Below are 13,319 nucleotides of genomic sequence, written 5' to 3'. Positions count from 1 at the left end.
GCCAAGGCTAGCGTTGCCTTCCCCCCTGCGGGGGAAGGCAAGACTCAGATCACCCGCACTGGCTGCGCTGACGTTCGGCGGCGACGCGGCGCTTGATGATCTCGGCCGAGTTGGGGAAGAGCTGGCCGAGCTGGGCGTAGACCGTGCAGGCCTGCTGGGGCTTGCCCTGGGCCTGCAGCGACATGCCGAGCTTCAGCAGGCTGTCGGGCGCCTTGGGGCTGCGCGGGTAGGACTTGTAGGAGACGGCGAAGGCCGAGGCCGCGCCGTTGAAGTCCCTGCGCGCGTAGTAGGTCTCGCCCAGCCAGTAGTGCGCGTTGCCGATCAGGGCGTGCTGGGGATAGCGCTGGATGAAGCCGCGCAGCGCGCGCTCGGCGCCGGCATAGTCGTTGCGTCCCATCAGGTCGAGCGCCTCGTTGTAGGCGGTTTCCGGGCCGCCCATCGCCGGTGGCTTGAGCGGCACGCCCGCCGGCGGCGCCGCGCCGGCCTGCGGGCCGGGAGGCGCCAGGTTGCGGGGAGCGCCGGGCTCAGCGCCCGGCGGCTGGCTTGCCGCCGGGCGTGCGGCGGGGGGGCGGGCGCCGCCCTTGCCACTCTCGACCTGCTGCAGGCGGAAATCGTAGTCGGCCTGCATCTTCTCGATCGCCTGGTTGAGCTGCTGGATCTGGTGCTGCAGCCGCTCGATCTGCCCGGTCTGCTGGGTGATCGTGCGCTCCATCTCGTTGAGCCGGTCGTCGTAATACTGGCCACGGCTGCCCTGTGCCGCGGCCGGGCCGGCGACGCCGACCATCAGCGGCAGGGCGAGCACGCCTGCCGCAAGCCACCTCGACATCCGATCGCTCCGTCGCGAGAGGCCGCGCCCGGGGGATCGGCGCGCCGTATCGATGCCCGAACTATCCATGTCAGGACGCTCGCAGGCAACTGCGCCGAAAGCGTGGCGCGGGGCTGCCCATCTCGTGGCCCTGCCGTTCGGGCCGCGTCGCTGGAGCGGCGCGGTCCCAGGACGAACAACGCCGGCTGGCGCGAGCCAGCCGGCGTGATACGTGCCCGCCGTTTGTCGGCTACTGCAGGGCGGTGACGCCGCGGCGGTTGCGCGACCACGCGCCTTCGTCGGAGCCGACCACCTCGGGCCGCTCCTTGCCGTAGCTGATGGTCTTCATGCGCGTGGGCGGCACGCCCTGGGCGGCGAGGTAGCTTTGCACCGTCTGGGCACGGCGGGCGCCCAGCGCCAGGTTGTATTCGCGCGTGCCGCGCTCGTCGGCGTGGCCTTCCACGGTAATGGCGTAGTTGGTGTACTGCCTCAGCCAGCCGGCCTGCTTGTTCAGCGTGTCGCGGCCATCGGGGCGAAGCTGCGAGCTGTCGAGGTCGAAGAACACGCGATCGCCGACCACCTGCTGGAATTCGGCGACCGAACCGGGCGCCGCGCGGCCCGTGGCCGTGGTGTCGGGCTGATCGGCCGAGCTGCACGCGGCGGCAAGCAGGATGACGCCGAGGGCGCCGAACATCTTCAGTCGCATTGTCTTCTCTCCTTCGCGACAGCGGGGGTGCCGCCGCGTCATTTCAACTCAGGACGGTCAGTTGCAATGGGCAACCGTCATACCCAGAGCTTCCTCGTACTACGCACTACGCGCCACACCCCGTTGAACTGCATCTAGACTGGGGCGGGTTCCGTTTCAAGGCGCCACGACTTCGCCATAATTGCCGCGATCCCGCCCTATTGCGGAATCAATGGTGACCAGGCGGGGTCCGAGGCGTCGCCTGCGGTCGGTACCGGCCGCAGGTTCTGGCCGGTGATGTCGACCATGTGCAGGCGCACGGCGCCGGCCTGGCCACGCGCGTTGGGCGCCTGGCGGAAGAACATCAGGTAGCGGCCATTGGGTGCCCAGGTCGGGCCCTCGTCGAGATAGGAAGTGGCCAGCACGCGCTCGCCGCTGCCGTCGGGACGCATGACGCCGATCGAGAAGCTGCCGCCATCCTGCTTGGTGAAGGCGATGTAGTCGCCGCGCGGCGACCACACCGGCGTGGTGTAGCGCCCGGTGCCGAAGCTGATGCGCGTGGGCTCGCCGCCGCCGGCGCTCATGACGTAGATCTGCTGGCTGCCGCCGCGATCGGAGTTGAAGACGATCTTGTCGCCCTCGGGCGAGAAGCTCGGCGAGGTGTCGATCGCCGGATGATTGGTCAGCCGGTTGATCGAGCGCGAACGCACGTCCATGACGTAGATGTCGGAGTTGCCGTCGCGCTCAAGGCTCATCACCACGCGGTTGCCGTCGGGCGAGAAGCGCGGCGCGAAGGTCATGCCGGGGAAGTTGCCCAGGAGCTCCTGACGCGCGCTGTCGACGTTCATGATGTACACGCGCGGCTGTCCGCCCTGGTAGGACATGTAGACGATCTCCTGCAGCGTCGGCGAGAAGCGCGGCGTCAGCACGAGCGTGCGGCCATCGGTGAGGAAGCGGTTGTTGGCGCCGTCCTGGTCCATGATCGCCAGGCGTTTGACGCGCGCATTGCCCGGGCCGCTTTCGGCGACGTAGACGACGCGCGTATCGAAGAATCCCTCCTCGCCGGTGATGGTCTTGAAGATCTGATCGGCGATGATGTGCGCAACGCGGCGCCAGTGCTGCGGTTGCGTGAAGTAGCTCAGCCCCGCGGCCTGGGTGCCGGCGGCGACGTCCCACAGGCGGAACGCGACCTGCAGGCGACCATCGGCGGTGGTGTTGGCCGAGCCGACGACCAGCGCGTCGGCGCCGATCTGTCGCCAGTCGGCGAAGCGCGGCGCGCGGTTGGGATCGGTGATCCGCTCGATGAAGGCGCCCCGGTCGATGATGCGGAACAGACCGGAGCGCTCGAGGTCGGCGGCGATCACCTGCGAGATCTGCGCGCCGGCCGGATCGCCGACGAAGTCGGCGATGGCGATCGGCATCGGCGGTGGATTGGCGCCGGGCGTGATGCGCAGGCGCAACTCGGCGGCGGCCGGCACGGCGATCAGCAGCGCCAGCATCGCCGTCAGCAGGGTGCGAAGCGTCGTTCGGGGGCTCATCGCGCTCCTCATCATCTCAGGTCGCATTGTCTTCAAGACTAGCCTCTGTCATCCCGAGCGCAGCGAGGGATCCTTGTGCTGCTGGAAGATCCCTCGCTGCGCTCGGGATGACAGAGGGATCAATAGCGCCACACACGCTTCAGAAAAACCGCGGATCGAAGGTGAAGCGGAAGGTCTTCCACGTCTCGTACTTCTCGGGCGGCAGCGGCCAGGGCTGGCAGCGCGGGTTGAGCGTCGCGCGCAGCGCGGCGTTCGCGGCGGCGGCGTAGAAACTGTCGCGCATGCGCCCCTGCTCGACGATCCTGGCCTCGATGACGCGCCCGTCGCGGCCGATCGAGCCCGTGATCTCGATGGCGAGCTTGTCGGCGTCCTTGCCGCCCAGCGGCGGGTTCCAGCACGGGCGGATCTTCTGGATCACCGCCCATTCCTCGCTCTGCGTCAGCTTGGGCGCGTTGACGGCGGCCGTCTGCGGCCCGCGCGCTGCCTGCTGCGTCGGCTTGGATTGCGGGTCCGACTTGCCGATCGGCGCATTGCGCCGGTCGATGGTGGGCGTGGGCGGCGCCGGCTTCTTCGAGGCGTCGGCGAGGATGTCGTCGAGCGTCTGCGCCTTGGGCTTCGGCTTGGGCTGAGGCGGCGGCGGCTTGGGCGGCGCCGGAGGCTTGGGCGGCTCGGGCGGCTTGGGCGGTTCCGGCGGCTTGGGTGGCTGCAGCGGCGCCTTGGGCGGATCCGGCTTGGGCTCGGGCTTGGGCGGCTCCGGTGGCTTGGGCTTCAGCGGCTCGGCGTCGGCCACCTTGGGCGGCTCGGGCGGCTTGGGCGGTTCCGGCGGCTTGGGCGTCTCGACCTTGGGGAACACCGGCGGCGGCGGCGGCGGTGGCGGCGGCGGCAGCGCGTCGGCGAGGTCCGGCTTGGGCGGCGCGGGTGGCGGCGGCGCCGGCGCCGGCTCCGGCGACTTCATCGGCGGCGCCGGCTTGGCCTCGTCCTTCTCCGGCAGGCTCTTGTCCTGCGGCGTGGGCGGCGCGACCTTCGGCGCGGCGCTGTGCTTGCCGATCTCCGAGGCGTCGATGATCTCGACCTCGGGAGGAGAATCGTCGCGCGGCTTGGTCAGGCCCGGCAGCCCGAAGATCGCCAGCGCCAGCACGACGACATGCAGGCTCGCCGACACGATGGCCGGTGCTCCGATATCGCCGCCGCTGCTGCCGCGTCCGTTCATCGCCGGGCCTCACCTCGCGCGATCACTTCTTGGCCGGTGCCGGTGCCGGTGCCGGTGCCGGTGCCGGCGGCCTGGCCGGTGCTGCCGCAGGCGGTGCGCCGGCGGCCGGCGCGCCCGATGGCGGCGTCGACAGGTCGCCGACCAGGCCGGCCTTGGGGAAGCCGGCGGCGCGCAGCATGCCCAGCACCTCCATCACCTTGCCGTAGTTGATCGCCTTGTCGCCGCGCACGAAGACGCGCTGGTCGGGCTTCTCCTTCTGCACCGCGCGCAGCTTGGCGACGAGCTCCTCGCCGTTGAACTGGCTCTCGCCGAGATAGATGTCGCCCTTGGCGTCGACCGTGACCACCAGCGGCTCGTCCTGGCCGGTGATCGGATCGGCGCTGGTCTTGGGCAGGTCGACCGGCACGCCGACATTCATCAGCGGCGCCGCCACCATGAAGATGATCAGCAGCACCAGCATGACGTCGACGAAGGGCGTGACGTTGATCTCCGACATCGGCGTGTACATGCGCCGGCGCATCTTGCTGCCGCGCATGCCGCCATTGCCGCCGGACATCGAGATCGCCATCAGGCGGCCTCCTCGAGCTGGCGCGAGAGGATGGTGCCGAACTCGACGGCAAAATTCTCGAGTCGTTGGCCGAAACGCCCGATGTCGCTGCTGATCTTGTTGTAGGCGAGCACCGCGGGGATCGCCGCCACGAGTCCCAGCGCAGTGGCGAACAGCGCCTCGGCGATGCCCGGCGCCACGACGGCGAGCGAGGTGTTCTTGGAGATCGCGATGCCCTGGAAGGCGGTCATGATGCCCCACACCGTGCCGAACAGGCCGACGAAGGGCGCCGCCGCGCCGGTCGAGGCGAGGAACGTCATGCGCTTCTCGATCGCCTCCATCTCGCGCTGCACGGTGACGGTCATCACCTGCTCGATGCGCGCGCGCAGGTTGGCGCGCGTCGCGCCCGATTGCGCCAGCCCCTTCGACAGGGTCCGGCGCCACTCGCGCATCGCCGAGGCGAAGACCGAAGCCAGCGGATCATTGGGCTTGGTGCCGACGCGGTCGTAGAGATCGTCGAGAGACACGCCGGACCAGAAGGTGTTCTCGAAATTGTCGGCCTTCTTGCGCAGCGCGCGCAGCCGCATCGTCTTCTCGAAGATGATCGCCCAGCACCACACCGAGGCCAGCAGCAGCATCACGATCACGATCTGTACGACGACGTGGGCGTTGATGAACATGCCGACGAAGCTGACATCGATCGCCTGCCCGCCGAACGCGGTGACGGCGCCGCCGGTGCCGGGCGGAGGAGCGAGCGGTGCCGAGGGTACGGGCGCAGGCGCGGGTGCCGGGGCCACCTGCGCAAGAAAGATCACCGGATCCATGCGATCTCCAAGAGGGATAGAGGGGTTAGCGTCAGAATATGGCACCTTGGCGGCGTCGCCCGTTGCATTTCGGCAACACCGCCTTGTTTTTGTTGATCAATCCGGCGTCACTTCGCCGCTGCGGGACGTGATCGCTCGCTCGCCCAGCGCCGTGCGCGCATCCGACGGCAGACGAACCGGACGGCCCGCCGCGTTCATGCAGACGAGAGTCAGGGTCGAATCGGTCAACATCGTGTCGCCGCGCTTTACTTGCTGGCGCAAATCGACCGACGCGCCGCGCAGAACCTCGACTGTCGTTACCACCTGCAGCGCCTCGTCGAGCCGTCCCGGCGCGATGTACTCGATGGCAAGCCGCTTCACCGCCCAGTTAATTCCGATCTCCGATCTCATCGCCGCAAGATCGTGCCCGAGCTCGCGCAGGAACTCGGTGCGCCCGCGCTCCATGAAGCGCAGGTAGTTGGCGTGATAGACGATGCCGGCGGCGTCGGTGTCCTCGTAGTACACGCGCAGCGGAAGGACGTGGGCACGGGTCATGATGAACACTGCTCCCTTCCCCCGGAGGAGGAAGGTGCCCGAAGGGCGGAAGGGGGATGTCGAAGACGAACAGAGGAGGCCGTCTTCAACATCCCCCTTCCGTCGCGCTGACGCGCGCCACCTTCCCCCTCCGGGGGAAGGGAAGGAGCCGAGATCACGACCCGTTCTCGCCGTCGAGCAGGTCGAGCTGGGCGCGCGTCGATTTGGGCACCGGCAGGCCGATATGCTTCCAGCCGCCTTCGGCCAGCATGCGTCCGCGCGGCGTGCGCATCAGCAGGCCGAGCTGCATCAGGTAGGGCTCGATCACGTCCTCGATGACGTCGCGTTCCTCCGACAGCGCCGCCGACAGGGTCTCCACGCCCACCGGCCCGCCGCCGTATTTCTCGGCGATGCAGCCGAGGTAGCGGCGGTCCATCAGGTCGAGGCCCAGCGCATCGACCTCGAGCCGCTTCAGCGCCGCGTCGGCGATCGTCGCGGTGACGAGGCCGTGGTCGGCGACCGAGGCGAAGTCGCGCACGCGACGCAGCAGGCGGTTGGCGACGCGCGGCGTGCCGCGGCTGCGCTTGGCGATCTCGGCCGCGCCGTCGTCGGTCATCTCGATCCTCAGCACGCGCGCGGCACGGCGCACGATCGTCTCGAGCTCCTCGGCGGTGTAGAAATCCATGCGCATGGGAATGCCGAAGCGCTCGCGCAGCGGCGTCGTCATCAGGCCCGAGCGCGTGGTGGCGCCGACCAGGGTGAACGGCGGCAGGTCGATGCGCACCGAGCGCGCCGCCGGCCCCTCGCCGATCATGATGTCGAGCTGGAAGTCCTCCATCGCCGAATAGAGGATCTCCTCGACGGCGGGATTGAGGCGATGAATCTCGTCGATGAAGAAGACGTCGCCGCGCTCGAGGTTGGTCAGCATCGAGGCGAGGTCGCCGGCCTTGGCGATCACCGGCCCCGAGGTGGCGCGGAAGCCCGCGCCCATCTCCTTGGCGACGATCTGCGACAGCGTCGTCTTGCCCAGGCCCGGCGGGCCGTGGAACAGCGTGTGGTCGAGCGGCTCGCCGCGCGCGCGGGCGGCCGAGATGAACACCTTGAGGTTCTCGCGCACCTGCTTCTGGCCGACGAAATCGTCGAGCGCCTGCGGCCTGAGCTTCAGCTCGGCGGCATCCTCCTCGCCCTTCGCGCGGGAGATCAGGCGGTCGGAATCCTTGGCGGTCATCGGCTGCGGTCTTTATCGACGCGATTGGCTCCGCGGCAGGCGGAACGGAGGGTTGGCGTTGTTTAGCATGCGCGGCCACCGGGGCCTAGCCCGCCGCCTGCGCCCACGCCAGGAATGTCTTGATCGAGCGCGCTTTCGGATGGTCAGCGCGATACGCGACATAAAAGCCATACCCCGGCAGGGTGACGTCGGTGAGCTGATACAGTTTGCCGTCGCGCAGTTCGCGGCCGACCAGCACGTCGCTGCAGATCGCCACGCCCTGCCCGGCCAGGACGGCTTCGATAGCGTGAAGTTCTTCACGGAAGCTCAGGCCCGCCGAACCGGCCAGGGCGGGCACGTCATGGCCGAGCTTGCGCGCCGCCTGCTCCCACTGCCGCCAGCTCGGCGCATCGATCGCCGTCGGCGGCCATTCGGCCTCGATCAGCGGAAAGCGCGCGAGATCGCGCGGAGCCAGGGGCTTCTTTAGACGGCCCGTCAATGAGGGGCTGGCGACGACGCGAAAGGTGTCGCGCACGAGCTCGACGCTGGTGGCGTCAGCGGGCTTCTCCCGCGCATAGCGAATGGCGATGTCCGTTTCGCCCGCCCTGAGGTTGAGGACGGCGTCGGTGCCGACGATGTCGAGACGCAGACCGGGATGCGATTGCCGCCAGGTCGGCAGGCGCGGCACCAGCCAGCGCGCGGCGAAGGCGTTGGTCGTGGTGATGCGCAGGCGTCCGGTCGCCGCGCCCGACCGAATCGCCGTCAACGTCTCGCTGAAGAGATCGAGGCCGTCGCGCACGACCGGGAACAGCTGCTCGCCGGCCCATGTAAGCGACATGGGGCGCGGCTCGCGGCGAAAGAGCGGCTGCCCGCAGTAACGTTCGAGCGACCGAATCTGATGACTGATCGCCGTCGGCGTGACGCCGAGCTCGGCCGCTGCCGCCTTGAAGCTCAGAAGCCGCGCGGCGGCCTCGAAGGCCCGCAAACCAGGTAGTGGTGGCAACGGCCTCATGGCTCGACTCTAGATGAACAGGATCGCACCGCACCTGAATTCTACGAATTTGCCGCGTACCGCCGGATGATCGGAGAGTTGACCCGCCATGGGAGGCGGTAAGTCATGCCGGACAGCTGGATGAGCGCACATGAAGTCGACCAAGTCGATCGCCTGGTCGAACAGCTCGGCCGCCTGCGGCCGCTGATCGAGAAGCATCGCGGTTCCTTCGACGAGGCGCGGCGACTGCCGAAGCGGGTGTTCGAGGCCCTGTGCGACATCGGCGCGTTCCGGCTCTTCCTGCCAAGGGCATTGGGCGGACTGGAACTGTCGCCGCACGGGTTCATGCGCGTCGTCGAGGCCGCGAGCGAGCTCGACGGATCGGTTGGTTGGCTGGTCGGCAACGGTGGCGGCATGAGCCGGGTTGGCGGCTATCTCGCGCCGGAAGTCGCCGGTGACTGGTTCGCAGACCGGCGGGCCTTTGTCGCTTCGTCGACAGGAGCGGTCGGCGAAGCCGTGCCGGTCGACGGCGGGTATCGCGTCACCGGGCGCTGGCCGTTCGGCAGCGGAATTCACCACGCGACCTGGGCGATGGGTCTGTGCGCCGTGGCGCCGGCGGCCACTTCGTCTGAACTGGTCTGCTGCCATCTCCCTGCCGGGAGCGTATCCATCGTCGACAACTGGTTCGTTTCGGGCATGCGTGGCACCGGCAGCTGCGATTTCGAGGCGCGCGACGTTTTCGTCCCTGCCGCCCATGCGCACCGCTTCATGGATCCGCCGCCGACTCAATCAAATGTCCTCTACCGGTTGCCGGTGGCATCGATCTATCCGCTGACCGTTTCGGTTGTGCCGTTGGGCATCGCTCGCGCGACAATCTCCAGCTTCATTGGGCTGGCGGCCACGACGTCGCGCAGGGGCATGTCGGCCGCCTTGCGCGATCGCGAGATCGTCCAAGCCGAGGTCGGTCGTGCCGAAGCGCTCCATCACGCAGCGCGCGCTTTTCTGGTCGAGGCCATCACCGAGCTGATGATGGCCACCGACATGGGCGGCGACCGGCTGATCCGTGCGCGCGCCCTTTTTCGGGCAGCCTGCGCCCATGCGGCGGAAAGCGCCGTGCGCATTGTCGACATGCTGTCGACCGTGTCGGGGAGCATCTCGATCTTCGAGAGTGCGCCATTGGAGCGCTGCGCGCGCGACGTCCATGCCGCCGTGAAGCACGTCGCGATGTCGCCGAACAATTATGTCATAGCCGGACGGATCTGCATGGGCTTGGACGCCGGCGTGGCGCGGTTCTAGGTCGGCTAGCGTGCGAGTTCCCTGAGGCCCTCGCGGATCAGCGCGTCGATCCTGGCGTCGGCGCCCAGGCGGGCCGAGACGCGGGCGATGGCGCCGAAGGCTTCCATGCGCTTGTAGCCGAGGTTGACCAGGGCGGAGATCGCGTCCTCGTTGGCGGAGGGCACAGCGGCCGGTGCGTCGGCCTTCGGTGCGGTGGATGCGCGCGCGCCGGGTATGGCGCCCCATTGCGTCGCCTTGTCCTTGAGCTCGGTGGCGAGCCGCGCGGCGAGCTTGGGGCCGACGCCCGATGCGCGGTTCAGCGAGGCCTTGTCCTGCGCCACGATCGCCGAGGCGAGCTCGTCGGGTGCGAGCGTGGAGAGAAGTGAGAGTGCGACCTTGGCGCCGACGCCCTGCACCGTGGTGAGGATACGGAACCAGTCGCGCTCGGCGGCGGCGATGAAGCCGTAGAGCAGGATCGCGTCCTCGCGCACCACGGTCTCGACCAGGAGCCGCGCCTCGACGCCCGGCGACAGCTCGCGCAGGGTACGCGCCGAGGCGTGCACGACATAGCCCACGCCGTTGACGTCGACGACGCAGGAATCTTCGTCGACCTGCTCGATGCTGCCGCGCAATCTGCCGATCATCTCTTGGTCGCCCTCGCCAGCATGGCGCGCTCCCACTCGGCCTGCGATCCGCGCACGCCGCTCTTGCCGCGGCCCGCGCCGACGCGACCGCCGCGCACGGCGCCGATCTCGCCGCCCTCGGCGCCGGCCTGCACCTTGCCCTCAACCCATTTGTGGCCGGTGCGGCGGTGATGGGCGTGGCAGATCGCGACGGCCAGCGCATCGGCGGCGTCGGCGGTGGCGGTGACGCCGGGCAGCAGGCGCGACACCATCAGCTCGACCTGCTGCTTCTCGGCGTGGCCGACGCCGACCACGGATTTCTTGATGTGGTTGGCGCCGTACTCGATCACCGCCAGCCCCAGCTTGGCCGGCGCCATCAGCACCGCGCCGCGCGCCTGGCCGAGCTTGAGCGTCGAGTTCGGGTTCTTGTTGACGAAGGTCTCCTCGACCGCGGCCTCGCTCGGTTGCCACTCGCGGATCACGTCGCTGACGCCATCGAAGAGCTGGCACAGTCGCTCGGCCAGCGACAGCGCCTCGTCGGAGCGCACGACACCGCAGGCGATGAAGCGCAGATGGCTGCCCTCCGACTCGATCACGCCCCAGCCGGTGTTGCGCAGCCCGGGATCGAGGCCGATCAGGCGCATGCGGTGTCCCTACCCCGCCAGGCTCGCCATGGTGGCGTCGGACATCTCGAAATTGGCGTAGACGTTCTGCACGTCGTCGTTGTCCTCGAGCTGCTCGATCAGCTTGAAGAGGGTCTGCGCCTGCTCGCCCTCGATCGGCGCCGTGGTCTTGGGCCGCCAGACGATCCTGGCGCTGCTCGGCTGGCCCAGCGACTTCTCGAGCGCCTCGCGCACAGCGGCGAAATCGTCCTGGGCGCAGACGATCTCGTGGTAGCCCTCCTCGCCCTCGACACTCTGCACGTCGTCGGCGCCGGCCTCGATCGCCTTCTCCATCACCTCGTCGGCGCTGCCGACCGAACGCGGAAAGCGGAACTCGCCGACGCGGTCGAACATGAAGGAGACGCTGTTGCTCTCGCCCATGTTGCCGCCGTACTTGGTGAAGGTCGAGCGCACGTCGGACGCGGTGCGGTTGCGGTTGTCGGTCAGCGCCTCGACGATCACCGCGACGCCGCCCGGGCCGTAGCCCTCGTAGCGCATCTCGACGTAGTCGGCCTCGCCGCCAACGCCCGAGGCGCGCTTGATGGCGCGCTCGATCGTGTCACGCGTCATGTTGCCGGCGCGCGCGGCGATCACGGCGGCGCGCAGCCGCGGATTAGCCGCCGGATCGGGCAGTCCCTGCTTGGCCGCCGTGGTGATCTCGCGCAGCAGCTTGGTGAAGATCTTCGCCCGCTTGGCGTCCTGCGCGCCCTTGCGGTGCATGATGTTCTTGAACTGTGAATGGCCAGCCATGGTTCGGGGGATGCGTTGCCTGGTTGGTTGCCTGTCGGCGCTTTCTAGCATATCGGAGGCGGCCATGCGCATCGCCTTCCTGTTCTACGACGACATGACCACGCTCGACGCCGTCGGGCCGTGGGAGGTGCTGGCCCGTCTGCCCGGCGCCCAGGCCGTCACCGCCAGCCGCGACGGCGGGCCGATCCGCACCGATACCGGCCTGGTGTTCGACAAGACCGCAAAGTTCGCCGATATCGCCGCGGCCGACGTGATGGTCGTGCCGGGCACCGGCAATTTCGCGCAGCTCGGCGATCCGGCCGCGATCGACTGGGCGCGCCGCCTGCATGCGACGACGACGTGGACCACCTCGGTCTGCACCGGCGCGATGATCCTGGGCGCGGCAGGCATCCTGCAGGGCAAGCGCGCCGCGACCCACTGGGCAGCCGCCAGGGCCCTGACCAAGCACGGCGCGACCTACGCGCCCGAGCGCGTGGTGATCGAGGGCAAGGTGATCACCGCCGCCGGCGTTTCCTCCGGCATCGACATGGCGCTGTCCCTGGCCGCCCGTCTCGTCGATGAGCCGACGGCGCGCGCCCTGCAGCTCGCCATCGAGTACGATCCGCAGCCGCCTTTCGACAGCGGCAACGCGGTCAGCGCGGATGAAGCAACGCGAGCCAAGGCGCTGGCCCTGCTCGCCGCGGGAGCGCAGCGATGAAGGCGTGCTGGTACGAGCGCAATGGGCCGGCCGACGAGGTGCTGGTGGTCGGCGACATGGCCGATCCGTCACCGGGACCCGGCGAGGTCGTGGTGCGCATGAGGAGCTCGGCGGTCAATCCGTCCGACGTGAAGAGCCGCATGGGCTTGCGCGCCAGGATGACGCTGAAGCGCCAGGTGCCGCACAGCGACGGCGCCGGCGAGGTCGTCGCGGTCGGCGCGGGCGTGCCGGCATCGCGCATCGGCGAGCGGGTGTGGGTGTTCAACGCGGCCTATCTGCGCGCAGGCGGAACGGCGGCCGAGCTCTGCGCGCTGCCGGCAGAGTTCGCAGTGCCGTTGCCCCAGGGACTCGACGATGCGCAGGGCGCCTGCCTGGGCATTCCCGTGATGACCGCGCATCGCTGCCTGTTCGCCGACTTCTCGCCCACCGGGCAGACGGTGCTGGTGTCGGGCGGCGCCGGTGTCGTCGGGCACTACGCCGTGCAGCTCGCGCGCTGGGCCGGCGCCGAGGTGATCGCCACGGTGAGCGGCGAGGCCAAGGCGGCGCATGCGCGGGCCGCGGGCGCGCATCACGTGATCAATTATCGCGGCGAGAATGTCGCGGAGCGGGTCAATGAGATCACGCGCGGTCGTGGGCTGGACCGCATCGTCGAGGTCGAGCTGGGCGAGAACCTGGCGAACGATCTGGCAATGCTGAAGCCCGAGGGCGTGCTCGCCTATTACGGCTCGAAGACGCCGACCGCCGAGCTGCCGTTCTATGCCTCGATCGTGAAGAACGTCGTCCTGCGGCCGGTGCTGGTCTACACCATCACGCCGCAGCAGCGCGCGCAGTGCTTCCGCGACATAGAGCGCTGGGTGGCGGACAGCCACGCGCTGTTCAACATCGCCGCGCGACTGCCGCTGGCGAGGACCGCCGAGGCCCATCGCACCGTCGAGGACGGCAGCAAGATCGGCCACGTCGTGGTGGATATCCCCTAGGTTTGTCCACAGCCG

Annotated in this window: 15 protein-coding genes; 3 read left to right on the top strand and 12 right to left on the bottom strand. The window is 69.1% G+C overall.

What is annotated here, in order from left to right:
* Nucleotides 1–49: 49 nt before the first annotated feature.
* The 9 genes from ybgF to KF889_21385 all read right to left on the bottom strand — a co-directional run bounded on the left by ybgF (nt 50) and on the right by KF889_21385 (nt 8,341).
* Nucleotides 50–826 (bottom strand): tol-pal system protein YbgF, encoded by a 777-nt coding sequence (gene ybgF / locus KF889_21425; GenBank protein MBX3502011.1) that lies wholly within the window; start codon nt 824–826, stop codon nt 50–52.
* A gap of 229 nt (nt 827–1,055) precedes the next feature.
* Complete coding sequence (pal, locus tag KF889_21420) at nt 1,056–1,511, bottom strand: peptidoglycan-associated lipoprotein Pal (GenBank protein MBX3502010.1); 456 nt, start codon at nt 1,509–1,511, stop codon at nt 1,056–1,058.
* Between the two features lie 197 nt (nt 1,512–1,708).
* Nucleotides 1,709–3,043 (bottom strand): Tol-Pal system protein TolB, encoded by a 1,335-nt coding sequence (gene tolB / locus KF889_21415; GenBank protein ID MBX3502009.1) that lies wholly within the window; start codon nt 3,041–3,043, stop codon nt 1,709–1,711.
* A gap of 124 nt (nt 3,044–3,167) precedes the next feature.
* Complete coding sequence (locus KF889_21410) at nt 3,168–4,238, bottom strand: hypothetical protein (protein ID MBX3502008.1); 1,071 nt, start codon at nt 4,236–4,238, stop codon at nt 3,168–3,170.
* 22 nt (nt 4,239–4,260) lie between these two features.
* Nucleotides 4,261–4,806: a protein TolR gene (gene tolR, locus KF889_21405; protein MBX3502007.1), complete on the bottom strand. Its 546-nt coding sequence runs from the start codon at nt 4,804–4,806 to the stop codon at nt 4,261–4,263.
* Nucleotides 4,806–5,609 (bottom strand): protein TolQ, encoded by an 804-nt coding sequence (tolQ, locus tag KF889_21400; GenBank protein ID MBX3502006.1) that lies wholly within the window; start codon nt 5,607–5,609, stop codon nt 4,806–4,808. The genes tolR and tolQ overlap by 1 nt, the downstream gene beginning before the upstream one ends.
* Nucleotides 5,610–5,705: 96 nt before the next feature.
* Nucleotides 5,706–6,143: a tol-pal system-associated acyl-CoA thioesterase gene (gene ybgC, locus KF889_21395; protein MBX3502005.1), complete on the bottom strand. Its 438-nt coding sequence runs from the start codon at nt 6,141–6,143 to the stop codon at nt 5,706–5,708.
* A 154-nt stretch (nt 6,144–6,297) separates the two neighbouring features.
* Complete coding sequence (ruvB, locus tag KF889_21390) at nt 6,298–7,350, bottom strand: Holliday junction branch migration DNA helicase RuvB (protein ID MBX3502004.1); 1,053 nt, start codon at nt 7,348–7,350, stop codon at nt 6,298–6,300.
* An 85-nt stretch (nt 7,351–7,435) separates the two neighbouring features.
* Nucleotides 7,436–8,341 (bottom strand): LysR family transcriptional regulator, encoded by a 906-nt coding sequence (locus KF889_21385; GenBank protein ID MBX3502003.1) that lies wholly within the window; start codon nt 8,339–8,341, stop codon nt 7,436–7,438.
* A 105-nt stretch (nt 8,342–8,446) separates the two neighbouring features.
* Here KF889_21385 and KF889_21380 point away from each other — a divergent pair, with 105 nt between their 5' ends.
* A complete protein-coding gene (locus KF889_21380) occupies nt 8,447–9,616 on the top strand; it encodes a hypothetical protein (protein MBX3502002.1) in 1,170 nt (389 codons plus the stop codon).
* A gap of 5 nt (nt 9,617–9,621) precedes the next feature.
* Here KF889_21380 and ruvA read toward each other — a convergent pair whose 3' ends face one another.
* Genes ruvA through KF889_21365 form a run of 3 tightly spaced genes read right to left on the bottom strand, consistent with a single transcriptional unit; the run spans nt 9,622 to nt 11,630 of the window.
* Nucleotides 9,622–10,239, bottom strand: a complete 618-nt coding sequence (gene ruvA / locus KF889_21375; protein ID MBX3502001.1) for a Holliday junction branch migration protein RuvA — start codon at nt 10,237–10,239, stop codon at nt 9,622–9,624.
* Nucleotides 10,236–10,862 carry a crossover junction endodeoxyribonuclease RuvC gene (ruvC, locus tag KF889_21370; protein MBX3502000.1) on the bottom strand — a complete coding sequence of 209 codons (627 nt, stop codon included), beginning with the start codon at nt 10,860–10,862 and terminating at the stop codon, nt 10,236–10,238. Before ruvC ends, ruvA begins: the two co-directional genes overlap by 4 nt.
* A gap of 9 nt (nt 10,863–10,871) precedes the next feature.
* Nucleotides 10,872–11,630 carry a YebC/PmpR family DNA-binding transcriptional regulator gene (locus KF889_21365; GenBank protein MBX3501999.1) on the bottom strand — a complete coding sequence of 253 codons (759 nt, stop codon included), beginning with the start codon at nt 11,628–11,630 and terminating at the stop codon, nt 10,872–10,874.
* Between the two features lie 64 nt (nt 11,631–11,694).
* Here KF889_21365 and KF889_21360 point away from each other — a divergent pair, with 64 nt between their 5' ends.
* Together KF889_21360 and KF889_21355 are read left to right on the top strand one after the other, a co-directional pair.
* Nucleotides 11,695–12,327: a DJ-1/PfpI family protein gene (locus tag KF889_21360; GenBank protein MBX3501998.1), complete on the top strand. Its 633-nt coding sequence runs from the start codon at nt 11,695–11,697 to the stop codon at nt 12,325–12,327.
* Complete coding sequence (locus KF889_21355; GenBank protein ID MBX3501997.1) at nt 12,324–13,304, top strand: NADPH:quinone reductase; 981 nt, start codon at nt 12,324–12,326, stop codon at nt 13,302–13,304. Before KF889_21360 ends, KF889_21355 begins: the two co-directional genes overlap by 4 nt.
* Nucleotides 13,305–13,319: the final 15 nt, after the last annotated feature.

This window comes from Alphaproteobacteria bacterium (assembly GCA_019635875.1).
GTDB lineage: Bacteria > Pseudomonadota > Alphaproteobacteria > Reyranellales > Reyranellaceae > JAFAZJ01.
The sequence above is the reverse complement of the archived record's forward strand: the minus strand, read 5'-3'. Positions and strand labels throughout refer to the sequence as shown.